Consider the following 26063-nt stretch of genomic DNA (forward strand, 5'->3'; position numbering starts at 1 on the left):
AAACGCTTTTATGGCCGAAAAGCGGTTTTTGTGCGTACTGCACGCTTCAAGCTGGGCATGTTGCCGACCAGACCGCGAGCGCATCGCGCGTCGCCTCGACGTCGTGAACGCGCAGCACCGCGGCACCGCGTTCCGCGGCCAGCAATGCGGCAGCGGCACTACCCGTCGCCCGCCGGTCGACCGGCTGCCCGGTCGCCTCGCCGATCATGCGCTTGCGCGACATGCCCACCAATACCGGCGCGTCGAGACACGAGAACTCCTCCAGCCGTCGCAGGAGCGCGAAATTCTGCTCGAAGGTCTTGGCAAAGCCGAATCCCGGGTCCACCAGTGTCCGGTCAAGGGGCAAGCCGGCAGCCTCCAGGGATCGCAGGCGCTCGGCAAGGAAGTCGATCACCTCGGCAACGACGTCCTGATACCCGGTGCGTTCAGCCATGTCGCCGGGTTCGCCACGCATGTGCATCACGCAGACCGATGCACCACTGGCGACCGCTGCCTCGACCGCACCCGGCCGAGTCAGGGCGCGAACGTCGTTGATCAGGCAGGCGCCGGCGTCGACGGCCTGACTCATGACGGCAGGCGCACTGGTATCCACCGACAGCGGGCAATCGAAACGTTCGGCAAGCGCTTCGATGACCGGAACGACCCGATCAAGCTCTTCCTGCTGCGAAACGGGCGTGGCCCCCGGGCGGGTGGACTCGCCACCGACATCGATCAGGTCGGCCCCGGCGTCGAGCATGGCCGCGGCGGCATCCACCGCCCGTTCGACACTGTTGAATCGACCGCCGTCGGAGAAGGAGTCCGGCGTCGCGTTCAGGATGCCCATGACCCACGGGCGCCCCGCTCGCCGCCATTCGGGGCAACGGCCTGCCGTCATCCGCCCCTCGGGCCGCCCAACGGATCGTGATCCGGGTGCCGGTCATCGTCGCCCCGCGGAGCGTCGTCGCGCCCCTCAGGCGCCTGATCGTCACCCTCGGCCTCGTCGTCCGTGGTGTCGACGTGTGCGCCGGAGCTGGGCGGCTCGCTGTCCGATCCGGACTGGCGCTCGTTCCAGTCCTCCGGCTCACGCACCGGCCGGCGCTCCATCAGGTCGTCGATCTGCCCCGAATCGATGGTCTCGTACTTCATCAGCGCCTCGGCCATGGCATGCAGGATGTCCATGTTCTCGACCAGGATCTGGCGGCAGCGCTGGTAGTTGCGGTCGATGACGTCCTTGATTTCGACATCGATGATCTCCTTGGTCTCGTCGGAGAAGTGACCGCCGGAGGCCTGGCGGCCCATGAACGGGTCGCCGTCGTCCTCGGAGTAGTAAAGCGTGCCGAGCTTCTCGGACATGCCCCACTTGGTGACCATGTTGCGCGCCAGTTCGGTGGCCCGCTCGATGTCGTTCGACGCCCCGGTTGTCACCGCCTCGTCGCCGAAGATCAACTCCTCGGCAAGCCGGCCGCCGAACAGGCTCGAGATGTTGGATTCGAGCTTGCGGCGCGAATAGCTGTAGCGATCCTGGTCCGGCAGGAACATGGTGATGCCGAGTGCGCGGCCACGCGGGATGATCGAGACCTTGTAGACTGGGTCGTGCTCCGGCACCAGCCGGCCGACGATCGCGTGCCCCGCCTCGTGATAGGCGGTGAGCTTCTTCTCGTCCTCGCTCATCACCATGGACTTGCGCTCGGCGCCCATGATGATCTTGTCCTTGGCGCGCTCGAGGTCGGCCATGGTGACCTCGGGCTTGTTGGCCCGCGCAGCGAACAGCGCCGCCTCGTTGACCAGGTTGGCCAGGTCCGCGCCGGAGAAACCCGGCGTGCCACGGGCGATCAGCGATGCCTCGACGTCCTTGGCCGCCGGCACCTTGCGCAGATGGACGTTGAGGATCTGCTCGCGGCCGCGCACGTCCGGCAGGCCGACGACGACCTGGCGGTCGAAGCGGCCCGGGCGCAGCAGCGCCTTGTCGAGCACGTCGGCGCGGTTGGTGGCCGCGACCACGATCACGCCCTCGTTGCCCTCGAAGCCGTCCATCTCGACCAGCAGCTGGTTGAGGGTCTGCTCGCGTTCATCGTGACCGCCGCCCATGCCCGAGCCGCGGTGGCGACCGACCGCGTCGATCTCGTCGATGAAGATGATGCAGGGCGCATGCTTCTTGGCCTGCTCGAACATGTCGCGCACCCGCGATGCGCCCACGCCAACGAACATCTCGACGAAGTCCGAGCCGGAGATGGAGAAGAACGGCACCTTGGCCTCGCCGGCGACGGCCTTGGCGAGCAGGGTCTTACCGGTGCCCGGCGGGCCAACCATCAGCACGCCGCGCGGGATATTGCCGCCCAGGCGCTGGAACTTGCCCGGATCCTTGAGGAAGTCGACCAGTTCGACCACCTCTTCCTTGGCCTCGTCGGCGCCGGCGACATCGTTGAACGTGACCTTGACCTGGTCCTCGCTCATCAGCTTGGCCTTGGACTTGCCGAAGCTCATGGCGCCGCGGCCACCACCGCCCTGCATCTGGCGCATGAAGAAGATCCAGATGGCGATCAGGAGGATGAAGGGGAACCACTGGATGAAGATCGTCATCAACAGCGACGGCTTCTCCGGCGGCTTGGCGTTGATCTTGACGTTGTTGTTCAGCAGATCACCAACCAGGGCGCGGTTGTCGGTCTCGGGGCTGTACGTGTCGAAACGGGTACCCGACCCGGTGATGCCGCTGATGTTCTTGCCCTCGATGGTGACCGAGTCGATCCGGCCGCTCTTCACGTCCTGGATGAACTGGGAATACGGCTTCGCGCTCGTCGTGGTCGCGCGCTGATCGAAGCTGTTGAACACCGTCATCAGCACGACGGCGATCACCACCCAGATCAGGATATTCTTGGTCAAGTCGTTCAACGCAACACCTCTGCGTGCAGCCGCAAGCAGGCGGACATCGCCGATGCCCGCCTGCCCTGGCGAATCAATGAGTCGATTACTGTTCGGTCAACCTTATCTCACGCGCTTGCCGGTTGCCACCAGATAGACCTCGCGCGAACGCGGGCGGGATGCCTTGGGCTTGCGCACCACCACGCGATCAAAGCGCAGGCGCACCTCCTTGACGTACTCGTCGAAGCCCTCGCCCTGGAACAGCTTGGTGACAAAGGCGCCCTTCGGCTTGAGCATGCGGTCGCAGAAGTCCAGCGCGAGCTCCGCGAGATACATCGAACGCGGAATGTCGACCGAATCCAGACCACTCATGTTGGGGGCCATATCGGAAAGCACAAGGTCGACTTCCTGATCGCCGAGCGCGGCCTCGAGTTGCTCAAGCACCTCGTCCTCGGTGAAATCGCCCTGCAGCACCGTCGTGTCGGCAAAATGGTCCATCGGCAGCAGGTCCAGGGCATAGACATGCCCCTTGGAACCGACCACTTGGGCGGCGTACTGCGTCCAGCCGCCGGGCGCAGCGCCCAGGTCGACCACCCGCATACCGGGCCGCAGAAACCGGTCCCGCTCGTTGAGCTCGATCAGCTTGTAGACGGCACGCGAACGCCAACCCTCGCGCTGCGCTTTCTGCACGAACTCGTCGCTGAAATGCTCGGCGAGCCATCGCTTGCTGCTGACCGAACGCGCCATGTGGGACTCCAGATACGGAAAACCGGGGGCCGGGGATTATCCCCGATTGCCCCCGGTTGCCCAAATCGATCGATAGGCGGGTGCCCAGCCGATCAGTGCTCGTGGCCGCCACCGTTGTCGTGGCTGTGACCATGACCGCCCATTGCCTGTTCCCGCCGCTTGACGGGCGCCTCGACCGACACACGGCTGCCATCGCCCAGCGTCAGCTCGAGGGTGAGCACCTCACCCTCCTCCAGCTCGCTCTCGGCACCGATCAGCATCACGTGATAGCCGCCCGGGGCCAGCTCAACCGAGCCGCCGGCCGGGACGGTGATGCGCTCCTGCTGGACCATGCGATGCATGCCGTTCTCCTCGATCGAACGGTGCAGTTCGACGACCTGAAAGCCGTCTACCGACGCGGCCACCAGATCAACCGGCTGCTCGCCCGCGTTGCGCAGCTCCATGAACGCCGCCGTGGCATGCGCTCCCGGCGGCGAGAGCGCCACCCAGGGGTCGATCACCTCCAACTCGGCCGCGTGAGCAACGGAGCCGGCCAGCAGGGTCGCGGCAAGCAGCAGGAAGTTGATCGGACCGCGCACGGCCGTTGTCGTCTTGTTCATTTCGTTACCTCGGACATGAAGTTCTCCAGGGCCGAGACGATCGCCGGCGGATCGTGCGGCCCCGGCAACAGAGCCAGCATCCGGCCATCCGGATCGATCAGCCGGAAGCCGGTGTCGTGATCGACACTGTACGTGGTCTGGCCGGCCTCGTGCGGCTCGATGCGGTAGCCGGCCTTGACCGCCGCGGTGATCGCGTCGATCGACTTGCGCGATCCGGTCACCGGGATGAATTCCTCGGAGAAGAACGCCGTGTACTTCTCCAGGTGTGCGGGCGTGTCGCGCTCCGGATCGACCGAGAGAAACACGACTTGCCACGGGATGTTCGGCAACCGCTGCCGCAATACCGGGAGGATCCGGGACAGCTGGCCGAGTTCCGTCGGGCAGATATCGGGGCAGAAGCTGTATCCGACGTACAGCAGTGTCCAGCGATCGTGGAACAGGTCCGCCGAGCGGAGCTCGCCGTCAACGCCGGCCAACGGCACGTCGGGCAACGGCATGGGCGCTTCGGGGGTGCGCAGCACCAGCGGGTCCGGCGCCTGGTAGCCGGCGAGCGGATTGTCCCCCGCGTCGGGCCGGCAACCAGCCAGCCCGAGCATCACCAGCATCAGCGGCAGCAGAACTCGATTCGCTCGCATGGGTCGTACCAGGTCCGTAGATTGGTCGTCGGGATTCGAGCCGTTAAACTGCCGGGTCATCCACGATGGCGCAATGTGTGATTTCACACAGGCCGAGCCACTTTCCGGAGATCATCACGACATGAACCTTACCGCTCGTCAGCGACAGTACCTCCGCGCCGAGGCTCACCACCTCAAGCCCGTGGTGCTCCTCGGCCAGCACGGCCTGACCGAGGCAGTGCTCGCCGAGATCGAGCAGGCGCTCGAGACCCACGAGCTGATCAAGGTCCGCGTCCCCGGCGTCGAGCGCGACGAGAAGCGCGAGATCATCGACGCGATCACATCGCAGACCCACGCGACCCTGGTGCAGACGGTCGGCCATGTCGCGGTGCTGTTCCGCCCGCGCGCCAGCTATTCGGACTTCAACCTGCCCAAGCCGGGGAAATCGCCTCAGCAATGATCCCCCTGCTCGGGCCCGACCCCAAGGCTTTCCCGCCCGTCACCAGCGCCCTGTCCGAACCGAACGGACTGCTGGCCGCCGGCGGGGACCTCTCGGTCGCGCGTCTCGAGGCCGCCTACCACCACGGCATCTTCCCCTGGTATTCCGAGGGCGACCCCATCCTGTGGTGGAGCCCCGACCCACGCATCCTGTTTACTCCCGAGCGCTTTCACGTTTCGCGCAGTCTCGCCAAGTGGCGACGACAGGGGCGCTACCGAGTCACCGTCGATACCGCGTTTGCGGACGTGGTCGACGGTTGCGCCGCCCCGCGGGACCGTGAACCGGGGACCTGGATCGTCCCGGCAATGCGCCGGGCCTTTCTCGATCTGCATGCCGCCGGCATCGCCCACTCGGTCGAGGTCTGGGATGGCGATGAACTGGTCGGCGGCGTCTTCGGCAGCCGCATCGGCCGCGCCGCCTTCGGCGAGTCGATGTTCAGCCACGCGCCCAACGCATCCAAGTTCGCCCTTGCCGCGATCCTGGTCGACCGCGCCTGGGGCGACATCGCTTTCCTCGATGCGCAGTTCAGCACCGAACACCTTCTCAGCCTGGGAGCCGAGGAATATCCCCGCTCGGTCTTCGTCCGCTGGCTGGCCGAGGCGGCGACCGAGTCGCCCGGCTGTGGTAAAACGTAAGCCACCCGCGGATTCGCCCCAGGAAGGAACGAGACCCGACCCATGCCCGTCGACACCACGGCCACCCTGCTATCCCTGCTGCTGATCTCGGTCGTCGCCGTGGTGGCGCTGCGCCGTCTCAATCTGCCGGCCATTCTGGGCTACCTCGCCGTCGGCATGCTGGCCGGCCCCCACGCCCTGGGCCTGGTCAAGGACATCCATGACATTCACCTGATCGCCGAATTCGGCGTGGTGTTCCTGCTGTTCATGCTCGGGCTGGAGTTCTCGCTCTCGCGGCTGATCGCGATGCGTCGGTCGGTCGTGGGCATGGGCGGCGCGCAGGTGGTCCTGACCGCCCTGATCACCGGCGGAGTGGCGCTGCTGATGGGGTTCACACCGGCGGCCGCCTTCGTCATCGCCGGCGTGATGAGCGTCTCGTCGACGGCCATCGTCATCCGCCAGCTCGGCGAGCAGCTCGAAGTCAATTCGCGTCACGGCAACAACGCCGTGGGCATCCTCCTGTTCCAGGACCTGGCGGTCATCCCGTTCCTGATCATCATCCCGGTGCTGGGCTCTCAGGCGGTCGCCGATGCCGAGACCGTAAGCCTCGAGATCGCGCTGACACTGGGGGCGGGCGTGCTGGCCGCGGTGCTGCTGTTCTTCGGCGGGCGCTGGGTACTGCGCCCGCTGTTCCGCGAAATCGCCAAGTCCCGCTCGGCCGAGCTGTTCACCCTGGCCGTCCTGCTGACCGTGCTCGGCGCCGGCTGGCTGACCAATACCGCGGGCCTCTCCTGGGAGCTGGGCGCCTTCCTGGCCGGCATCGCCCTGTCTGAGACCCAGTACAAGCACCAGATCGAGGCGGATATCCGCCCGTTCCGCGACGTGCTGCTCGGTCTGTTCTTCATCACCATCGGCATGATGCTCAACATCGACGGGCTGGCCGATATCGGCCACTGGGTGCTGCTATTCCTGACCCTGCTGATCCTGGGCAAGGCGCTGATCATCTTCCTGATCGGCCGGGTGATGGGCGAGGCGCCGGGCGTCGCCCTGCGCTCGGGCCTGGTACTGGCGCAAGGCGGCGAGTTCGGCTTCGCCATGCTGTCGATCACCGCCGGCGACCTGATGACCGACACCCAGCAACAGGTCGTTCTCGGGACGGTCATCTTCTCGATGGTGCTCACGCCGATCCTGGTGAAATACAACGGCGAGATCGCCAAGCGCCTGGTCCCGGGCTACGCCAAGAGCCGCCGCGAACACAACGTCGAGGTACGCGAGGATGCCAGCGACGTCTCCGGGCATGTGCTGATCTGCGGCTTCGGCCGGGTCGGTCAGAACGTCGCCCGGCTCTTGAAGAGCGAGGGCATCGACTACACCGCGATCGAGGTCGATCCGGACATCGTTCAGCAGGCCAACGAGGCGGGCCTGCGGGTCTACTTCGGCAACTCGACCCATCTGGACATCCTGCAGTCCGCCGGACTCGAACGGGCGCGCGCGGTAGTGATCAGCCACCTCGAGGAGGCCTCCACCATCAAAACGATCGAGGTGATCCGCGGGGTGAACCGCGACATCCCGATCATCGTGCGCACACGCACCGACGAACACCTCGACCGCATCCACGGTGCCGGGGCGACCGAGGTGGTTGCCTCGGTCTACGAGATGAGCCTTGCACTGGGCGGCCACGTCCTGCGCACGCTCAACGTGCCGCTGGCCAAGATCCTGCGCCAGATCCAGGAAATCCGCCAGAAGGACTACGCGCCGCTGCGACATACCTTCCATGGCGACCGGGCCCGCGACGAGAGTGACTTCACCCTGCTGGCCCCTCGCACCCTCAAGAACGTCTCGCTGGTGCCGGGCTCGGCGGCCATCGGCAAGGAACTGGGCGGGATGCTCTCGGACGACGACTCGGTCGTGGTCGATGCGATCAACCGCCACGGCATTCGTGGCGAGAGCCCCAGCGACGACGTCGAGCTGCAGGAGGGGGACGTCCTGACCCTGTACGGCTCGCCGGAAGCGCTCGACTCCGCCGAGCAACTGCTGCTGACCGGGCGACCCGACTGAGCGACGGTCTGGCATTCCCACGGTGCCTTCACTACGATAGCGGTCAGATCAACACCAGCGCCGATGGCGCCAGCGGGAGGCAGACGACATGATCGCCAACGTGGAGAGCGGCTACAGCAACGTCGCCGCGGCCGACGGGCTCCTGTCACAGCCCACCAACCAGCAGACGACGAACCCCAGCGCCCAGACGCGTAACACGCCGGTGGAAAATCCGCCGGAGAACCGGGTCAATGGCAGCGAGGCGGTGGCGGCCGGACAGAACCGCGCCGGGGAAGACCAGCAAGCCGGTGGGCCGGGCGGAAACATCGACGTGCGCGTCTGATCACGCCCCGTCGCCTCGCCGCCACGGCGGCCGGATGCGGACCCGGGCTCGGCTCGGTGTCCGCATTTTTCTTGCCGCGCCAGTCCTCCGCGCCTGCCGCGACACAGCGCCGGCGTACCGTGCAGCCGACAGTCAAATAGGCGACAATCTCGCCCCCTTGCCAACCGACCGATCTCAAGATGAGCGACGCCAAGCAGTCCATCGCCCAGCCGGCCGACCGCCACGACCCCATCTACCTGCGCACGCATACCGACCTCGGACGGACCTTGGCCACACGCCTGGCCGCCGAATCGGCCGAGCAGCCGCTGCTGGCCGTGCTGCCGGACAGCCGCGCGGTCAACGACGCCCGGGCCGCCCTGGCGTTCCTCGGCGTCTCGGCGAGCGTCTTCCCCGACTGGGAGGTGCTGCCCTATGACCGCTTCTCGCCGCACCAGGACCTGATCTCCGACCGGCTCTCGCGGCTGTGGCGCCTGCCACGCGAGACGGCCGGCCTGACGCTGATCGCCGCCCCCACCTTATTGCAGCGCCTGCCGCCGCCAGCCTTCGTCGCCGGCCAGGGCATGGTTCTCGAGGTTGGGCAACGGCTTGATCGCGAGGCCTACCGCAATCAGCTTGAGGAGGCCGGCTACAGCCGCGTCTCGACCGTCGAGCAGCACGGCGAGTATGCCCTGCGCGGCGGGCTGATCGATGTCTTCCCCATGGGGGCCGAACAGCCGGTGCGCATCGATCTGTTCGACGACGAGATCGAGACCCTGCGCCACTTTGACCCCGAATCACAGCGCTCTACCGAAACGGTCGAGGCAATCACCCTGCTCCCGGCGCGCGAATACCCGCTGACCGACAAGGGCATCGCCACCTTCCGTCAGAACTGGCGCAACACCTTCTCCGGCGACCCGACCAGCGCGCCGATCTACCGCCAGGTCTCCGAGGGGCTGGTGCCGGCCGGCATCGAGAGCTACCTGCCGCTGTTCTTCGACTCGACCGCCACCCTGTTCGACTACCTGCCGAAGACGGCGCGGCTACTGCTGTTCGACGGGGTCGACGAGGCGATCGATCGCTTCGTCACCGAAACCGGCGAACGCTTCGAACAGCGCGCCGGTGACATCGACCACCCCATCCTCGCCCCCGATGCGCTCTACCAGGCACCCGAGGAGTTCGGCGAGCGGGTAAAAGCGCTGCCGCGCTGGCAGCTGGTGGCCGGCGGCGACGAGCGCTTCCCGCAGGCCGCCGACATCGGCGACCGCCCCCTGCCGGAACTGTCGCAGGGCAGCGCCGCCCAGACGGCAGTGATCGAACGGCTGGCCGAGTTCGTGCACGGCTTCGAGGGCCACACCCTGCTGGTCGCCGAGAGCAGCGGCCGACGCCAGGCGCTGATCGAACAGACCACCGCCGCCGGTCTCAAACCCAAGGCGGTCGACGGCTGGGATACCGCCGATAAGGCGCCGCTGGGCGTAGCGGTGGCCGAACTGGAACACGGCGCGATCCTCCCCGGCGCCCGCCAACCGGTGGCGGTCATCAGCGAGACCAACCTGTTCGCCGAACGGGTCGCCCAGCGCCGCGCCCGCTCGCGTCGCGGCCGCGATGCCGACGCGATCATCCAGAACCTCGACGACCTGGCCATCGGCGCGCCCGTGGTCCACGAGGACCACGGCGTGGGCCGTTTCCAGGGGCTGGTGACGCTGGAGATGAACAAACAGCCGCAGGAATACCTGTTGCTGACCTACGCCGACGACGACAAGCTCTACGTGCCGGTCTCCAGCCTCGAGCGCATCTCGCGCTACACCGGCGGCGCGGAAGATACCGCCCCACTCCACCGCCTCGGTTCCGGTCAGTGGGAGAAGGCAAAGAGACGCGCCGCCAAGCAAGTACACGACGTCGCCGCCGAGCTCCTCGACGTGCACGCCCGTCGCGCCGCGCGCAAGGGCACCTCGTTCAAGGCCGACGAGACCGACTACCGCCAGTTTGCCGAGGAGTTCGCCTTCGAACCGACCGACGACCAGCGCCTCGCCATCGAGCAGGTGCTGACCGACATGGCGGCTAGCCAGCCGATGGACCGGGTCGTCTGCGGCGACGTGGGCTTCGGCAAGACCGAGGTCGCCATGCGCGCAGCCTTCGTCGCGGTCGAGAACCAGACCCAGGTCGCGGTGCTGGTGCCCACGACACTCCTGGCAGAACAGCACCTGCGCAATTTCCGCGACCGCTTCTCCGACTGGCCGGTGACCGTCGAGAGCCTGTCGCGTCTCTCCGGCAGCAAGAAGACCGGTGAACTGCGCGAGCGGATCAAGGCCGGCCAGGTCGACATCGTCATCGGCACGCACAAGCTACTGCGCGACTCGCCGGAGTTCGCCAACCTCGGTCTGGTGATCATCGACGAGGAGCAACGCTTCGGCGTGCGCGACAAGGAACGCCTCAAGGCCCTGCGCGCCGAGGTGGACATGCTGACGCTCACCGCCACACCCATCCCGCGGACGCTCAATATGGCGCTCTCGGGCATCCGCGATCTGTCGATCATCGCCACCCCGCCGCGCGAGCGCCTCGCGGTCAAGACGGTGATCCTGCGCTGGGACGAGGTGCAGATCCGCGAGGCGATCCAGCGCGAGCTCAAGCGCGGCGGCCAGGTGTACTTCCTGCACAACGAGGTCAAGAGCATCGACCGCATGGCCCGCCTGGTCGAGGAGATCGTCCCCGAGGCGCGCATCGGCGTCGCCCACGGCCAGATGGGCGAGCGCGGCCTCGAGCAGGTGATGTCCGACTTCTATCACCAGCGCTTCAACGTGCTGGTCTCGACCACGATCATCGAGTCCGGCATCGACATCCCCACCGCCAACACCATCCTGATCCACCGCGCCGACAAGTTCGGCCTGGCCCAGTTGCACCAGCTGCGCGGCCGGGTGGGTCGCTCGCACCACCGCGCCTATGCCTACTTGATCACCCCGGAGCCGGGCCAGCTCACACCGGATGCCGAGAAGCGTCTCGAGGCGATCGCCGCGTTGGAGGACCTCGGGGTGGGCTTCACGCTCTCGACACACGATCTCGAGATCCGCGGTGCCGGCGAGCTGCTCGGCTCCGGGCAGTCCGGGCAGATGCACGAGGTCGGCTACCGCTACTACATGCAGCTGCTCGACCGGGCAGTTGCCGCTATCAAGGAAGGCCGGGAGCCGGCGCTGGAGGCCCCGGTCGACAGCCGCACGACGGAAGTCGATCTGGGCGAGCCGGCCCTGATCCCGGACGACTTCGTCGCCGACGTCCATACCCGCCTGACGCTCTACAAGCGCCTGTCCGCCGCCGAGAACGACGAGGCGCTCGACGAGCTCAAGGTGGAGCTGATCGACCGCTTCGGCCTGCTGCCCGAGCCGGTCGTCGCCCTGGTCGAGACCCACCGGCTGCGCATCCGCGCCCGGCGCCTGGGGCTCACCAAGGTCGAACTGACCGCGCGCGGCGGCCGACTGATCTTCGGCGAGGACGCCCGCATCGACCCAGCCAAGCTGGTCGCCGCGGTGCAGGCCGCCCCCGAGACCTATCGCCTGTCGGCCGACACGCTGCGCTTCTACCGCGACATGCCCGAACTGGATGACCGCCTCGCCACCATTCGCGCCATCCTGCAGGACATCGCCCTGCCCGAGACCGCCGAGGCCAACGCATGACCGCCAGGGACGATACCACCCCGAAGCGCCCGGCACGCACCGCGCCCCTGTGGCGGCGTGCAGCCGCGGTGGCCTACGACCTGCTGTTCGTCATCGCCGTGGTGATCCTGGCCACCTTCCTCGCCCTGCTGGTCACCGGCGGCGAACCGGTGCCGCCAGAGGGGCCGGCACAATGGTTGTTCCGCCTCTACCTGCTGGCCTGGATCGCCGCTTATTTCGTCTTTTTCTGGTGCCGCTTCGGTCAGACGCCGGGCATGAAGGTCTGGCGACTGCTGCTCATCCGCGAAACGGACGGCGCCTGCCTTGCCCCCATGCTGATGCGTTTCGTCTTCGGGCTGCTGTGCATCGCCACCCTCGGAATCCTGTTCCTCGCCGCGCAGGCGGACCCCAAGCGGCGGACCTGGTTCGACCAGCGCCTGTCGATGCGGGTGGTGCAACTGCTGCCTCCTGCCTGAACTTCCTACCAATCCCAGACGCAAAAAGGCCCCGGGGAAACCCGGGGCCTTTTCACTTCTGCCTCGCGAGTGAAATCCCGACCTCTCGGCCGGGCGCCGCTCAGTCCGCCTGGTGGCGAAGGAACGACGGGATGTCGATCGTGTCGAGGTTGATCGCGGCATTGCCGTGATGCGCGGTGCCCGCGTGGGCCGACTGCGCCTCGGCATGCGACTGCTCGGTCGACTCGGCCGGCTCCTCGCGGCGGGCGTTGTCGATCACGACCCGCGGCTTGGACTGTTCGCCGGTAACGTTCTTGATCCGCGACAGGCCGGTGGCCACCAGCGTGACTCGCAGCTGACCGTCCAGCTCGTCGTCGACCGCGGTGCCCACCTTGACCACCGCCTCGTCGCCGGCAAGCCCCTGGACCATCTCGCCGATCTCCATGAACTCGCCGATCGACAGATCGCCGTTGGAGGTGACGTTGACCAGGATGCCCTCGGCACCGGTGAGGTTGATGTCGTCCAGCAGCGGGCTGTGGATCGCGGCCTCGGCGGCCTCGGCGGCCCGGTTGTCGCCGGTGCCTACGCCGGTGCCCATCATCGCGGTGCCCTTCTCGGTCATGATGGCGCGGACATCGGCGAAGTCGAGGTTGATCTCGCCCGGACGGGTGATCAGCTCGGAGATGCCCGCCACGGCAGTGAACAGCACCTCGTTGGCGGCGGCGAAGGCGTCACGCAGGGCGGCCTGCTTGCCCATCACCGCGGTGAGCTGGTCGTTCGGGATGACGATCAGCGAATCGACGTTGTCCTCGAGCTCCTGAATGCCTTCCATGGCCACCGAGGTGCGCTTCTTGCCCTCGAAGGAGAACGGCCGGGTCACCACCGCCACGGTGAGGATGTTCATGTCGCGGGCGATCTGCGCGATCACCGGCGCCGCGCCGGTGCCCGTGCCGCCACCCATGCCGGTGGTGATGAACAGCATGTTGGCATCGCTAATCGCTTCCTGGATCTGCTCTCGATCCTCGAGCGCGGCCTGACGACCCAGTTCCGGGTCGGCGCCGGCGCCGAGGCCCTTGGTGATGTTCGCGCCGATCTGCAGTTGCGACGGGGCGTTGCTCTTCACCAGCGCCTGGGCATCGGTGTTTGCACTGATGTACTCGATGCCCTCGATGTGCTGCTGAACCATGTGCGCGACGGCATTGCCGCCACCACCACCGACGCCGATCACCTTGATCTTGGCGCTCTCGGTCTGCATTTCTGCCATTGTCCAGTTGCTCATGGTGTCATCTCCTCTCTCGCGTGGCGTTCGTAAAAATCGTGTGAATCAGAAGTGATCGCGGAACCAGCCCTTGAGGCGTTCCAAAAGATTTCCATGGGCCGTCGCCGGTCCATGGGCCGTCTGTTCGCGGGCCTGCTCGAGCCCGTGCAGCATCAAACCGATCCCGGCGGCGTTCGCCGGGTCCTCGAGTGCATCCAGGTTGCCGACCACGCCCTGCGGCGTTCCCAGTCGAGCCGGCATCTGCAGGAAGTCCTCCGCCAGTTCGACGAAGCCCGGCATCTGCGCCGTGCCGCCGGTCAGCACTACCCCGGCATTGACCAAGTTCAGGTAGCCCGACTGGCGGATGGACTCCTGGACGTAGGAAAGGAGCTCCTCCACTCGCGGGCGGACGATGCGCATCATCGTCTCCTGCGGGATGCGACGCGGTGGACGCCCCGAGACACCCGGCACCTCAATGGCGCGAGACGACTCGCGCTCGTCGAGCTGGCCGAGGTTGGCGTGATTGATCTTGATCTTCTCGGCCTCCGCCGGCGGCGTGGTCAGGCCGTAGGAAAGGTCGTTGGTGATCTGCTCGCCGGCGATCGGCAGGACCGCGGCGTAGCGCAGCGACCCGCCGGTGTAGATCGCCACGTCGGTGGTTCCCCCACCGATGTCGATCAGCACCACGCCGAGCTCGCGCTCGTCGTCGTTCAGCACCGCGCGGGCCGCGGCGATCGGCTCGAGGATGGTGCCCTCGACGTGCACGTCACAGCGTTCGACGCACTTGATGACGTTCTGCACGTTGTTGGCCGCCGAGGTAACGATGTGGACGTTCGCCTCGAGCCGGTGGCCACTCATGCCCTGCGGCTTGCGGATACCGTCCTGCCCGTCGATGCGGAACTCCTGCGGCTCGCAGTGCAGGATCTGCTGCCCGTCGGGGATCTTGACCGCGCGGGCCGACTGGATCACCTGCGCGACGTCGGCATCGGTGATCTCGCGCCCGCCGGTACCGGTCATGCCCTGCGAATCCAGACTGCGGACGTGATCGCCGGCCACGCCGACCCAGGCCGAACCGATCTCGCAGTCCGACAGGGCGCTGGCGCCGTCGATCGCGCGGCGGATGGCCATCGAGGTTGACTCGATGTCGACCACCGACCCGCGTCGCAGCCCCTTGTTGGTCGGGTGGGAGCCGTAGCCGATCAGGCTCAGGCGCCCGTCGCCGTCGCACTCGCCCACCAGCGCCGCAACCTTGCTGGTGCCGATGTCGAGTCCGACAACGAATTCCCGCTCTCCTTTTCTCAACGCGCTCATGCTGTGTTTCTGCCCTTGATTGCCATGATTTCCGAACTGTCTTGGCTCCGGAACATCCCTGTTTTCAGTCTTTTTCTTTTTTTGTCTTGTCGGTGGCCGACTCCCGCCAGGCCACCGCGAATCCGTTGCTGTACCGCAGGTCGATACGCTCGATCTGCTCCATCCGTCCCGCCAGCGTTGCGGGATACACGTCCAGCAACCGCTGCAGGCGGGTCTCCAGCGACTCCCGGCCGGCGTGAATCACCGCGCCGGAAGCCAGCGACAGGCTGAGTGAGCCGCGGGCGCTCATCGAGACGCCCGACAACGTCAACCCGACATCCGCCAGCACCGGCCGGAGACTCGTGTAGCGCTCCCAGACCGACCACTGGCTGCCGGACGGCCCGGCCAACTCCGGCAGCTCGAGGTCCGCGGGTCGGTCCTGCGGCTCGAAAACCCGACCGGCCGCACTCAGCAGTCGCTTCTCGTTCCAGGCTGCGATCGGCCGATGCGTCGCCAGTCGCACGACCAGGCGATCCGGCCACTGCCGTTCGATGCGCACCTCCGTCAGCCAGCCATTGGCCAGCAGGCGATGACGCAACTCCTCGATGTCGACCGACCAGATGCTCTGCCCCTTGGCCGGCTCGAGCTCGGTACGCACCGCCTCGGCGGTAACGAACCGGTTGGCCCCGTCGATCTCGATCGAGCTCACCGGTGCCTGCAGCTTCAACCAGACCCGTTGCGAGACCAGCGCCAGGGCCGCGATGAATCCGGCCCAGAGCCCGATTCGCCATGCCCAGCGGGCCGCAATCCGCAGCCCGGCCACGAACGCCGACCAGCGCTCGCGCCACGTGGGCCCGCGGGGCCGCGCCTGGGAGGCTCGTCGTGCTGCCATTAATCCGCTCCATCACCCGTCTCGCCTCCCGCGCGCGTCCCCGCCGAGCTGACCAGGGTCTGTTCGAGAATCGCTCGGCACAGGCCGGGGAAATCGGTCCCCACGGCCCGTGCGGCCATGGGCACCAGCGAATGGCTGGTCATGCCCGGCACGGTGTTCACCTCGATCAGCCAATGCCGGCCTTCGGCGTCACGCATGAAATCGACCCGCCCCCAGCCGCGGGCGCCGATCAGACGGAAGGCGGCACGGGCGGTTTCGGCCATGCGCGCCTCCTCGTCCGACGACAGACCGCAGGGGATCCGGTAGCCGGTGTCCTCGGCCTCGTACTTGGCCTGGTAGTCGTAGAAGGCATGTTCGGCGCTGGCCTCGATGCGAATGGCCGGCAGGCTTCGCTCACCGAGGATGGCGACGGTATATTCGCCGCCGGCGACGAACTGCTCGACCATCACCTCGCCGTGGGCAGCGGCATCGACAAACGCCGCCTCAACGCCCGCCGGATCATCGACCTTGCTCACCCCGACGCTCGACCCGTCGGCCGTTGGCTTGATGATTACCGGCCAGCCAAGCCGGTCGGCAGCAGCACGGGCGGCTTCGAGGTCATCGACCACCGCGAAGTCCGGCGTCGCCAGCCCCGCGCCGCGCCAGATGCGCTTGCACATCACCTTGTCCATGCCGATCGCCGAGGCAGCCATGCCGCTGCCCGTGTAAGGCACCTCGGCAAGCTCGAGAAGCGCCTGGACCTGACCGTCCTCGCCACCGCGCCCGTGCAGGGCGATGAAGACGCGATCGATACGCTCGGCCGCGATGCGCTGACCCAGTTCGCGTGCACCCGCCCGGTCGAGATCCACGGCGATCGCGTCGATCCCCTGGGAGACCAGCGCCTCGTGGACCGCCGCCCCGCTGTCGAGCGAGACATCCCGCTCGGCGGACCAGCCGCCCATCAGGACCATCACCCGGCCGAGTGCCTGCTCGTGGCTCATGACGTCTCCCCCCAGCGTTGCAGCAGCATGCCGGGCAGGCTGCCGACGTTGCCCGCACCCAGCGTCAGGACGATGCCGTCGTCGTGCACCATGTCGTCGACCACCTCCGGCACCTGGTCGGGGTCGGCGACGAACACCGGGTCGACCTGGCCACGAGCGCGGATCGCCCGGGCGAGGCTGCGACCGTCCGCGCCGGCGATCGGCTGCTGACCGGCCGCGTAGACCTCGAGCAGGATCAGCTGATCGACCTGGGAGAGCACCTCGACGAAGTCCTCGAACAGGTCCCGGGTGCGGGTGTAGCGATGCGGCTGGAAGATCAGCAGCAGCGGCTCGTCCGGCCAGGCATCACGCACGGCGGCGAGCGTCGCGGCCACCTCGCGCGGGTGGTGCCCGTAGTCGTCGAGAAGCATGCGGCGTCCCTGGCGGAAGGCCAGCGTGCCGCGACGTTCCAAGCGACGACCGACGCCCTTGAAGCCCGCTAGTGCCCGGGCGATCGCGGCGCTGTCTACGCCGAGGTCGTGCGCCACCGTGATCGCCGCCAGGGCGTTGAGGATGTTGTGCCGGCCCGGCATGGCGAGACGGCAGTGCAACGACTCACCGTCGGGCAGCGTCACGTCGAAGGCTGATTCGAAGCCGTCGCTGTGGATGTCCGTGGCGCGGACGTCCGCCGCCTCGTCGATGCCGAACGTCAGCACCTGTCGACCGACCCGGTCGACGATGCTCATGGTGTGCTCGTCATCGGCGCACATCACCGCCAGCCCGTAGAACGGCAGGTTGTGCAGGAACTCGACAAAGTGATCCAGCAGCCGCGAGAAATCGTTGTCGTAGGTCTCGAGGTGGTCGGCGTCGATGTTGGTGACCACCGCGACGTGCGGTTGCAGGTGCAGGAACGAGGCGTCCGACTCGTCGGCCTCGGCGATCAGGTATTCGCCGCGACCCAGCCGGGCGTTCGACGCGCTCGAGAGCAGCTTGCCGCCGATCACGTAGGTCGGGTCGAGGCCCGCCTCGGCCATGATCGCTGCCAGCAGCGACGTGGTGGTGGTCTTGCCGTGCGTGCCGGCGACCGCGAGACCGATGCGGAACCGCATGATCTCGGCCAGCATCTCGGCGCGACGAACGATCGGCAGCCGGGCGGCCTGGGCGGCCACGAGCTCCGGGTTGTCGGGCGCGATCGCCGTGGAGATCACCAGCACGTCGGCATCGGCAAGGTTGGCGGCATCGTGGCCGATGAACACTTCGATGCCGAGCTCGCGCAGATGGCGAACGGCCGGCGACTCGTTCATGTCGGAACCGGTCACGACGAAACCGAGGGTATGCAGCACCTCGGCAATGCCGCTCATGCCCGCGCCGCCGATACCGACGAAGTGGAGCTTGCGCACCTTGCGCATACGGACCTGGGCGACCGGGGCGAATTCAGCGGTCATCGAATCCATCAGGAACCCTCCCCCGGGCGCTGCCCGTCGATTGTCTGTTCGCAGACCGACGCGATGCGCGCGGTGCTTTCCGGCACAGCCGCCGCCCGCGCGCGTTCCGCCATGTCCAGCAGCACGGCTCGGTCGGCCAGCAGCGGACCCAGCAACGCCGTCAGGTGCTCGACATCAGCCTCGGTCTGGGACAGCAGCCGCGCCGCGCCCTGGTCGACCAGCCAGGCGGCATTGAAGCGCTGGTGATCGTCGACGGCGTGCGGGAACGGAATGAACAACGCCCCCACACCGGCCGCGGCGATCTCGGCGACGGTCATCGCTCCGGCCCGAGCGATCACGAAGTCGGCCCAGCCGAATGCTTCTGCCATGTCGGTGACAAAGCCGCTGACCTGGTAGCGACTGCCCGCTCCCCAGTTGGCATTTTCGTAATGAGATTCGGCGGCCTCGACGTGGCGCGGGCCGGCCTGATGACGGACGTCCAAGTGGGTGGTGCCGCTGATGCGCGCCAGCGCCTCGGGCACCGCCTCGTTGAGCGCCTGCGCGCCGAGGCTGCCACCGAGGACCAGCACCCGCACCGGCCCGTCATGGCCGGCAAACCGTTCAGCGGGCGCGGGCAATGCCTCGATATCGCCGCGGACCGGGTTACCCACCACGCGGCTGGCCGGCAACGGCGCACCGAAGGCATTCGGGTAGGCGGCCAAAGTGACGCGAGCCAGGCGCGAGAGCACCCGGTTGGTCAGCCCGGCAATGGCATTCTGTTCGTGGATGACCAGCGGGCTGCGGGTGAGCCAGGCCGCCAGGCCGCCCGGCCCGGCGGCAAATCCGCCCATGCCGACCACCAGCACCGGCTGGTGGCGGCGCAACAACCGAATGGCTTGCCAGACCGCGCGCATCAGGCGGAGCGGTGCGGCCAGCCGGGTCGTAAGGCCCTTGCCACGAAGTCCTCCGATCTCGAGGTAATCGATCGAATAACCGGCCTCGGGCACCAAGCGCGACTCGATGCCGCGCTCTGTGCCCATCCAGCGGATCGCGTAGCCGCGCTCGGCCAGCGCCTCGGCGACCGCGAGCGCCGGGATGACGTGACCGCCGGTACCACCGGCCATGACGTAGATCACACCGCGGCTCATCGGCTCACCTCCGGGCTTCCCTTCTCGGCCAAGGCCCGGCTGGCCTCGTGGTGAACGCGCAGCACCAGGCCCATGGCGAGCAGTGTCGCCACCATCGCCGAACCGCCATAGCTGATCAGCGGCAGTGTCAGACCCTTGGTGGGCAGCAGCCCCATGTTCACGCCCATGTTGATCAGCGACTGCATGCCGACCCAGACGCTGATGCCCCAGGCGAGCGCCGCACCGGTGTAGTGCCTCGCGACCCAGGCCAGGCGCGCGATGACGAAACCACGCCAGACCAGCACGCCGTAAAGGCCCAGCAGCGCGATCACGCCGAACAGGCCGAACTCCTCGGCGAACACCGCGAAGATGAAATCGGTATGTGCCTCCGGCAGGTAGGCGAGCTTCTGCACGCTTTCGCCCAGCCCGCGGCCGAACAGCCCGCCCGTACCGATGGCGATCAGGGCATTGACCAGCTGATAGCCGTCGCCGAAGGGGTCGGCAAAGGGGTTGGAGAATGACAGCAGCCGATCGACGCGATACTGGGCGGAGAACACGCCCGCGATGGCCAGGGCACCGCCGGCGACCATCAGCATCAGCATCGTCTGCAGCTGGGCCCGCATCAACCAGGCCATGGCGAACAGCGTCGCCCCGAGCACCAGGGTGTTGCCGTAATCGGGCTGCAGCAGGAGCAACGTCGAGGCCAGCATGATCACCAGGACCGGACCAGCCATGCCACGGATGCGGGTCTGCACCTTCTCCAGGTGTACGCCGAGGTAGGCGGCCATCCAGATGATCATGCCCAGCCGCGCGAATTCGCTCGCCTGCAGGCGGACGAAGCCGAGATCGATCCAGCGGGTCGCCCCGTTGACCGTATGCGACACGCCCGGAACGAACAGCACCGCCAGCAGCGCCAATGACACCAGCAGCACCATGCTGCGCATCGCGACAAAATGCCGCAGCGGCACCATCAGCAAGACGGTCATGGCCACCAGGCCGATCACCACGGCGGCCGCCTGACGGATCAGCAGCCCGCGGCCGGCCTCGTCGCCGGAACCGAGCGTCGCCGAGGCGACCATCACCAGACCGATCGACAGCAGGGACATAAGCGCCACGAGGAAACCGCGATCAAGCGAGATGCCGACGGCATGGCGCTGCACTTCGCTCTGGCCACGATCACCGAGTCGGCGCAGCCCGTCGCTACCGACGCGCCCCAGCCAGCGGATTCCACGGAGATTGGCCGTCACCAGACTCATGACAGCACCTCCGCGATCGGCTCGTTCACCCCGACACAGGCCGTCTCGCTGGCGCGGGCGAAGCACTCGCCCCGGTCGGCGTAGCCACGGAACATGTCGAAACTGGCGCAGGCCGGTGACAGCAATACCGCGACCGAATCACCTGCGGCCGCCAGGGCCTCGGCCCGACCGGCCGCCCACGCCACGGCATCCTGCATCGATTCGGCGCGGTAGACCGCCGGAGCCTTGGTGTCCGCCGCCTGCTGCAGCGAACGCTCAATGGCGCCGGCATCCTCGCCGATCAGGACCACGCCGTCGGCATGCGTCACGAGGGTCCGTGCGAACTCGTCGAACGACTGACCCTTGGCCTGCCCGCCGGCAATGACCAGCTGATGCGCCACGCCGGCGGCGGCAAGCCCTTCGACTGCAGCGATGGCGGCGCCGACATTGGTCGCCTTGGAATCGTTGATAAAACGGATGTCCGTCCCGTTGGTGGAACGGGTGCAGATCACCTGCATGCGGTGCGGCAGCCCGGCAAAGGATTCCAGCGCTTGCCGAAGGGCATCGTTGCCGAGAGCCTGCCGACCGGCGAAACCTTCCACCAGCGCGAGAGTCGCCAGCACGTTGATCCGATTGTGCGACCCCGGCAAGGCAAGGCTGGCACCGTCGAGCAGCACCTGATCGTCACGGCAGAGGGCCTCGCCGTCGGAATCCAGGTAGAAGTGGTGCTTGACCGGCATCCCGTCCGCCTCGGGGGTGGCGGAGAAACCGACGATCCGCCCCTGACAGGTCGAGCCCATGGCGCGGACGATCGGATCGTCGAGGTTGATCACGGCCGTCTCGGCGTTGACCACCAGCTTCTGTTTGAGCGCGGCGTAGACATCGATGGTGCCGTGACGGTCGAGATGATCGGCGCTGATGTTGAGCACCGTGGCCGCCCGGGCGTGTATTTCCTCGGCCCGGCAGGCCTCGAGCTGGAAACTGGAGACTTCGAGTACCAGTACGTCGGCCGGCTCGGCGAGGAGATCGAGCGCCGGGGTGCCGTAGTTGCCACCAATCCCCACGCGGTAGCCCAGCGCGGTGAGCAGCTCGGCAGTCAATGCGGTAACCGTGCTCTTCCCGTTCGAACCGGTCACCAGCAGATAGGGCACCTCGGCGTACCGCAGCGCCAGGGCAATGTCGCTGGCCACCCGGATCCCGCGCCGCGCGGCCTCGGCGAGCATCTGCCGCAACGGGCTGGACGCCGGGTTGAGCCCCGGGCTGAGCACGATGTCCGTCACGTCCCGGAGCGCGGCGGCGTCGAACATGTCCGTCGTCAGTGGGCCGTCGTAGACGGTGCCCTGCCCGAACGTGCGCAGCCAGACTTCGCGCGGCGCCGCAGCACCACGCGTATCGACAGCGACGAAGGCCTCGCCCCGGCGCTGGAAGAAGCGCCCGGCGGAAAAGCCTGTCTGTCCCATGCCGATAATCAGCTTCATCAGCGCACCTTCATGGTTGCCAGGCCGATGAGGACGAGGATCACCGTGATGATCCAGAAGCGCACGATCACCTTCGGCTCCGGCCAGCCCTTGAGCTCGAAGTGGTGATGGATCGGCGCCATGCGGAAGATGCGTTTGCCGGTCAACTTGAACGAGGCGACCTGGAGCATCACGGAGACGGTCTCCAGCACGAAGATGCCGCCCATGATGAACAGCACGATCTCCTGGCGAACCATGACCGCGACGATGCCGAGCGCAGCCCCCAGCGCCAGCGCACCGACGTCGCCCATGAATACCTGGGCGGGATAGCTGTTGAACCAGAGAAAACCGAGACCTGCGCCGACGATCGTCGCGCAGAAGACCGTCAGTTCGCCCACGCCGCCGATAAACGGCAGACCCAGATAGTTGGCGAACTCGTAGTGACCGGTAACGTAGGCGAACGCGCCCAGGCCGCCCGCAACCAGCACGGTCGGCATGATCGCCAGACCGTCGAGGCCGTCGGTGAGGTTGACGGCATTCGAGCTGCCCACGACCACGAAGTAGGTCAGGATCACGAAGCCGAAGCCCAGCGGGATCAGCGTGTCCTTGAGCAACGGGATCAGCAGGCTGGTCTCGGCCGGGGCCGCGGCGATCTGGTAGAGGAACACCGCCGCAAGCAGAGCGACGACCGACTGGCCGAGATACTTCCAGCGCGCGGCGAGACCGTCGCTGTTGCGACGCGACAGCTTGAGGTAGTCGTCCCAGCCGCCGATCAGACCGAAGCCCATGGTGGTCAGCAGGGCAACCCAGACGTAGACGTTGCCGAGATTGCCCCACAGGAGCATCGAAATGGCGATCGAGATCAGGATCAGCGCCCCGCCCATGGTCGGCGTGCCCGCCTTGGCCAGGTGGGTCTGCGGACCCAGCTCGCGGATCGGCTGACCCGCCTTGACGCTCTGCAGCCAGCGGATGACCAGCGGCCCGATCGCGAGCGAGATCAGCAGGGCCGTGCCCACGCCGAGCATCGCCCGGAAGGTCAGGTATTCGAATACGCCGAAGAAACTGGCGTACTGGGTCAGCCATTCAGTCAGCCAGAGCAGCATCTCGCCCTCTCCCTGTGGATTCGTTCCCGGGCTTCGGCGCGACGCCGTACTCCCGTTCGAGGTCCTCGCGGACCCGTTCGATGTGCATGAAGCGCGATCCCTTGAGCAGGACCGTCACAGCCGACTCGCTCCGGGTAGCCAGACGCGCATGCAATGCCTTGGCCGCCTCGGTGCTGTCCTCAGCCGTGTCGATGGAGTCGGGGGAGCCGGCAGCGGCTCGGAAGCCGGTGGCGATCGCTGCGGCCCATGGACCGACCGCGATCAGCCCGTCGAGTTCCTCGCCGGCGGCGAACTCGCCCAGTTGACGATGCAACGTCTCGGCCTGCGCGCCGAGCTCCCCCATGCTGCCAAGTACGGCAAACCGCTCGCCGGGCTGGCCGGCCAGATAGCCGAGGGCGGCGCGCATCGACTCGGGGTTCGCGTTGTAACTGTCGTCGATCACCCGCCAGCCATTCGCCAGGCGAATCACGTCCATGCGGCCTGCGGGCGGGCGGAAGGCAGCCAGCCCAGCCGTGACGGCATCGAACGAGGCCCCGGCCAGGCGCGCCACTGCGATCGCCGCTAGCAGGTTCATGGCGTTGTGCGCACCCGGGATGGGAACCGGCAGGCGGTCGAGTGCCGGCCGCCCCCGTTCGTCGATCGAAAGCTCGTGCTGTGCCGCGTCGTAGTGACCGGTCCAGGTGGCCCACTCGCGGTGGCTCGCATCAAGGGTGAAGGTATCGGCCTTGGGCGCGCTCTTGAGCCACTGGTCCGCGCCGGCCGAGTCGAGGTTGATCAGTGGTCGTGCCGTCTCCGGGCGATGGCGGTAGATCTCGCCCTTCGCCTCAATGATGCGTTCGACCGAGCCGAACTCGCCGACGTGGGCACGCCCGGCCATGGTGACCATCACGATGTCCGGAGCGACCAGTTCGGTCAGCGCGGCGATCTCGCCGACGTGGTTGGCACCCATCTCGACCACGGCGAACCGGGTCTCGGCCGGCCAGTCGAGCAGGGTGAGTGGCACGCCGATCTCGTTGTTGAGGTTGCCGCGGGTGGCCGCGGTCGGGCCGACCTCGCCAAGCATGGCGGCGAGCAGTTCCTTGACGGTGGTCTTACCGCTGCTGCCCGTGATCGCGATCACGGTCGGGTCAACCGCCTCGCGCCAGCCGCGAGCCAGACGGCCGAGGGCCGCCTGGGTGTCGTCGACGACCACCTGCGGCAGGGAAACATCGTCCTGCTCCTGTTCGACCAGCGCGGCCACCGCCCCCTGCTCCACCGCCTGGGCGAGGAAGGCATGCGCATCGAAGTTCGGCCCCTTCAGGGCAACGAACAGGCGCCCCGAGAGGTCGGCACGGGTATCGGTCCCGGCACCGGCGATCAATGTAGCCGGATCGACGCCCGCCGCCAGGCGGCCACCGCTCCAGGATGCGATCTGTTCGAGGGTCGCGCGGATCATGCGGCCACCTCCCGCGCTTGCTCACGCACCACGAGGCGGTCGTCGAACGGCAAGGTCTGATCGCCGACTTGCTGGCCGGTCTCGTGTCCCTTGCCGGCAATCAGCAGACAGTCTCCCGGCCGCCCGTCGGCCAGTCGCCGGATACCGGTCGCGATCGCCTCGTGGCGATCGATGATCTGGTCGATGCTCTCCGGCGCCTTCGTACCCGCGACGATCGCCTCGATGATGGCCTCCGGGGACTCGCTTCGCGGGTTGTCGCTGGTAACGATGGCCCAGTCGGCCAGCCGTTCGGCGACGGCCCCCATCAGCGGACGCTTGCCCGGATCGCGATCGCCACCGGCACCGAAAACGACCCCGAGGCGGCATCCTTGCGGCATGCTCTCGCGCAGGCTGGAAAGCACGTTTTCCAAGGCATCGGCGGTGTGGGCGTAATCGACCACGGCCGTCATGCCCCGGCCGATCTTGAAGCTTTCCATCCGCCCCGGCGGCGCCTTCAGACGCCCGACACGGTCGGCGAGCGTCTCGAGCGTCTCGCCCACGACCAGCCGTGCCGCCAACGCGGCGAGCAGATTCTCGGCGTTGAACCGTCCGGCCAGCGGCACGTTCAGCGAGGCCCGCTCGCCGCGCCCGCGCACCGCCAGACGCAACCGACCCGCCTCGAGTGATTCGAGATGGCCGGAGAGTGTCGGACCACAACCCGCGATTGGCTTGACGGGGGCCAAGGCGAAGCACAGCGTCCGCGGCGCATCCGAACGCGCCGCGAGTGTCGCAAGCATGGTCTCGCTGGCCGACTGGCCGCCATTCAGCACCGCCTGACGCAGGCTCGGCAGGGTAAACAGATGGGCCTTCGCGGCGAGGTAGGCGTCGATGTCGCCGTGATAGTCGAAGTGGTCGCGACCCAGGTTGGTGAACACGCCGGTCCGGATCGGCAGTCCCTCGACCCGCCCCTGGGTGAGCGCGTGCGAGGAGACTTCCATCACGATCTCGCGCGCACCCTCGCGCACCAGCCGGGTAATCAGTGACCAGTTCTCGATCAGTCCCGGCGTGGTGTTGGTGGTCGTCTCGTAGTCGGCCCGCGGCGACCAAAGCCCCCAGCCGAGCGTGCCGATCACACCGACCGGCTCGCCGTCGATGCCGATCAGTCCGGCCAGCAGGTGACTGACGGTGGTCTTGCCGTTGGTTCCGGTCACCGCGGTGATTCCGACTGACTCGCTACTCCAGCCATTGGCCTGAAGGATCAGATCGGCCATCGCCTCCTCGGGACGGTCGATGCTGATAACGCCCGGGGCCGGAGTGAGCCCGCTACCGAGCACCGCGGCCGCACCCTGCGCCAGCGCGTCGGCCACGAAGCGGTCCGCGCCGTGGGACTGTGTCTCACGCGCGTAGAAGAGCGTGCCGGGCTCGACCTGGCGGCTGTCGTCGCTGATCGACGCGATACGGCGATCCGGGGCGCCGGCGTGTCGCAGCACGGCCACCTCGCGCAGGTCGATTTCGGGGATGTCGACGCGCGCCAT

22 protein-coding genes are annotated in these 26063 nt (G+C 67.4%); 6 read left to right on the plus strand and 16 right to left on the minus strand.

The window, feature by feature from the left end; translation table 11 throughout:
• Positions 1-46: 46 nt before the first annotated feature.
• The 5 genes from folP to LV476_RS05980 form a co-directional block, all read right to left on the minus strand.
• A complete protein-coding gene (gene folP / locus LV476_RS05960; protein WP_250074389.1) occupies positions 47-874 on the minus strand; it encodes a dihydropteroate synthase in 828 nt (275 codons plus the stop codon).
• Positions 871-2868, minus strand: coding sequence for an ATP-dependent zinc metalloprotease FtsH (gene ftsH, locus LV476_RS05965; protein ID WP_284047416.1), 1998 nt, complete (start codon positions 2866-2868; stop codon positions 871-873). Before ftsH ends, folP begins: the two co-directional genes overlap by 4 nt.
• A 93-nt stretch (positions 2869-2961) precedes the next feature.
• Positions 2962-3585: a 23S rRNA (uridine(2552)-2'-O)-methyltransferase RlmE gene (gene rlmE / locus LV476_RS05970; protein ID WP_250074391.1), complete on the minus strand. Its 624-nt coding sequence runs from the start codon at positions 3583-3585 to the stop codon at positions 2962-2964.
• Between the two features lie 92 nt (positions 3586-3677).
• Entirely contained in the window at positions 3678-4184 is a 507-nt protein-coding gene (locus LV476_RS05975) for a copper chaperone PCu(A)C (protein ID WP_250074393.1), read from the minus strand.
• Positions 4181-4819 (minus strand): SCO family protein, encoded by a 639-nt coding sequence (locus LV476_RS05980; protein ID WP_250074395.1) that lies wholly within the window; start codon positions 4817-4819, stop codon positions 4181-4183. Before LV476_RS05980 ends, LV476_RS05975 begins: the two co-directional genes overlap by 4 nt.
• A gap of 121 nt (positions 4820-4940) precedes the next feature.
• On the opposite strand from LV476_RS05980, the gene yhbY reads away from it, so the two are divergent.
• The 6 genes from yhbY to LV476_RS06010 all read left to right on the plus strand — a co-directional run bounded on the left by yhbY (position 4941) and on the right by LV476_RS06010 (position 12390).
• On the plus strand, positions 4941-5258 hold the full coding sequence (gene yhbY, locus LV476_RS05985) for a ribosome assembly RNA-binding protein YhbY (protein WP_250076269.1): 318 nt from the start codon (positions 4941-4943) through the stop codon (positions 5256-5258).
• Positions 5255-5932, plus strand: a complete 678-nt coding sequence (gene aat / locus LV476_RS05990; RefSeq protein WP_250074397.1) for a leucyl/phenylalanyl-tRNA--protein transferase — start codon at positions 5255-5257, stop codon at positions 5930-5932. The genes yhbY and aat overlap by 4 nt, the downstream gene beginning before the upstream one ends.
• A 42-nt stretch (positions 5933-5974) precedes the next feature.
• Entirely contained in the window at positions 5975-7969 is a 1995-nt protein-coding gene (locus LV476_RS05995) for a cation:proton antiporter (protein ID WP_250074399.1), read from the plus strand.
• A gap of 88 nt (positions 7970-8057) precedes the next feature.
• Positions 8058-8291 carry a hypothetical protein gene (locus LV476_RS06000; RefSeq protein ID WP_250074400.1) on the plus strand — a complete coding sequence of 78 codons (234 nt, stop codon included), beginning with the start codon at positions 8058-8060 and terminating at the stop codon, positions 8289-8291.
• A 179-nt stretch (positions 8292-8470) separates the two neighbouring features.
• Entirely contained in the window at positions 8471-11935 is a 3465-nt protein-coding gene (gene mfd, locus LV476_RS06005) for a transcription-repair coupling factor (RefSeq protein WP_250074403.1), read from the plus strand.
• A complete protein-coding gene (locus LV476_RS06010) occupies positions 11932-12390 on the plus strand; it encodes an RDD family protein (protein WP_250074404.1) in 459 nt (152 codons plus the stop codon). The genes mfd and LV476_RS06010 overlap by 4 nt, the downstream gene beginning before the upstream one ends.
• 100 nt (positions 12391-12490) lie before the next feature.
• Here the strand turns inward: LV476_RS06010 and ftsZ are convergent, their stop codons facing one another.
• The 11 genes from ftsZ to LV476_RS06065 form a co-directional block, all read right to left on the minus strand.
• Complete coding sequence (ftsZ, locus tag LV476_RS06015) at positions 12491-13648, minus strand: cell division protein FtsZ (protein ID WP_250074407.1); 1158 nt, start codon at positions 13646-13648, stop codon at positions 12491-12493.
• A 45-nt stretch (positions 13649-13693) separates the two neighbouring features.
• Complete coding sequence (gene ftsA / locus LV476_RS06020; RefSeq protein ID WP_250074409.1) at positions 13694-14938, minus strand: cell division protein FtsA; 1245 nt, start codon at positions 14936-14938, stop codon at positions 13694-13696.
• Between the two features lie 64 nt (positions 14939-15002).
• Positions 15003-15809 carry a cell division protein FtsQ/DivIB gene (locus tag LV476_RS06025; RefSeq protein WP_250074411.1) on the minus strand — a complete coding sequence of 269 codons (807 nt, stop codon included), beginning with the start codon at positions 15807-15809 and terminating at the stop codon, positions 15003-15005.
• Entirely contained in the window at positions 15809-16789 is a 981-nt protein-coding gene (locus tag LV476_RS06030) for a D-alanine--D-alanine ligase (protein WP_250074413.1), read from the minus strand. The genes LV476_RS06025 and LV476_RS06030 overlap by 1 nt, the downstream gene beginning before the upstream one ends.
• Positions 16786-18222, minus strand: a complete 1437-nt coding sequence (gene murC / locus LV476_RS06035) for a UDP-N-acetylmuramate--L-alanine ligase (protein WP_434062817.1) — start codon at positions 18220-18222, stop codon at positions 16786-16788. The genes LV476_RS06030 and murC overlap by 4 nt, the downstream gene beginning before the upstream one ends.
• Positions 18222-19340 carry an undecaprenyldiphospho-muramoylpentapeptide beta-N-acetylglucosaminyltransferase gene (gene murG / locus LV476_RS06040; RefSeq protein WP_250074416.1) on the minus strand — a complete coding sequence of 373 codons (1119 nt, stop codon included), beginning with the start codon at positions 19338-19340 and terminating at the stop codon, positions 18222-18224. The genes murC and murG overlap by 1 nt, the downstream gene beginning before the upstream one ends.
• The gene (gene ftsW / locus LV476_RS06045) at positions 19337-20575 is read right to left on the minus strand and encodes a putative lipid II flippase FtsW (RefSeq protein WP_250074417.1); all 1239 of its coding nucleotides are present in this window, start codon (positions 20573-20575) and stop codon (positions 19337-19339) included. The genes murG and ftsW overlap by 4 nt, the downstream gene beginning before the upstream one ends.
• The gene (gene murD, locus LV476_RS06050; RefSeq protein ID WP_250074418.1) at positions 20572-22032 is read right to left on the minus strand and encodes a UDP-N-acetylmuramoyl-L-alanine--D-glutamate ligase; all 1461 of its coding nucleotides are present in this window, start codon (positions 22030-22032) and stop codon (positions 20572-20574) included. The genes ftsW and murD overlap by 4 nt, the downstream gene beginning before the upstream one ends.
• Positions 22032-23114, minus strand: coding sequence for a phospho-N-acetylmuramoyl-pentapeptide-transferase (gene mraY, locus LV476_RS06055; protein WP_250074419.1), 1083 nt, complete (start codon positions 23112-23114; stop codon positions 22032-22034). Before mraY ends, murD begins: the two co-directional genes overlap by 1 nt.
• Positions 23095-24549 carry a UDP-N-acetylmuramoyl-tripeptide--D-alanyl-D-alanine ligase gene (locus LV476_RS06060; protein ID WP_250074421.1) on the minus strand — a complete coding sequence of 485 codons (1455 nt, stop codon included), beginning with the start codon at positions 24547-24549 and terminating at the stop codon, positions 23095-23097. The genes mraY and LV476_RS06060 overlap by 20 nt, the downstream gene beginning before the upstream one ends.
• Positions 24546-26063 (minus strand): UDP-N-acetylmuramoyl-L-alanyl-D-glutamate--2,6-diaminopimelate ligase, encoded by a 1518-nt coding sequence (locus tag LV476_RS06065; RefSeq protein WP_250074423.1) that lies wholly within the window; start codon positions 26061-26063, stop codon positions 24546-24548. Before LV476_RS06065 ends, LV476_RS06060 begins: the two co-directional genes overlap by 4 nt.

The organism is Guyparkeria hydrothermalis (assembly GCF_023555385.1).
Lineage (GTDB): Bacteria > Pseudomonadota > Gammaproteobacteria > Halothiobacillales > Halothiobacillaceae > Guyparkeria > Guyparkeria hydrothermalis_A.